This is a genomic window from Mesorhizobium sp. M00.F.Ca.ET.216.01.1.1 (assembly GCF_004010325.2).
Taxonomy (GTDB): Bacteria; Pseudomonadota; Alphaproteobacteria; order Rhizobiales; family Rhizobiaceae; genus Mesorhizobium.
On the sequence record NZ_SADR02000446.1, the window covers coordinates 1 to 302 of the forward strand.

A 302-nucleotide genomic window follows, 5' to 3' on the forward strand; every position below is an offset into this window, starting at 1 on the left:
CTTTGCCATCACCGCGATCAGGTTGGCGCGGTAGTCGGCGGAGGCATGGATATCGCTCATCAGCCCCTTTGCCGGCACTTTGAGCCCGTCGAGCGCCGAGGCGTCGAAGCTCTTCGCCAGCGCCGCCTCGATTTCCTTGGAGCGGAAGACGCCGTCCTCGCCGGCCCCGGTTATCGCCGCCCTCACCCCGTCCTTGCCCTTGGCCACGAACACGCCGACGATGGCGTAGCGCGAAGCCGGGTTGCGGAACTTCTGGTAGGCCGCCTTGGCCGGAGCGATGAAACTCACCGCCGTGATGATCT

General features: G+C 65.9%; 1 pseudogene. It reads right to left on the reverse strand.

Annotation, left to right across the window (positions count from 1 at the left end):
• Positions 1–302, reverse strand: a pseudogene (locus EN859_RS36885) (carbon monoxide dehydrogenase); the annotation flags it as partial.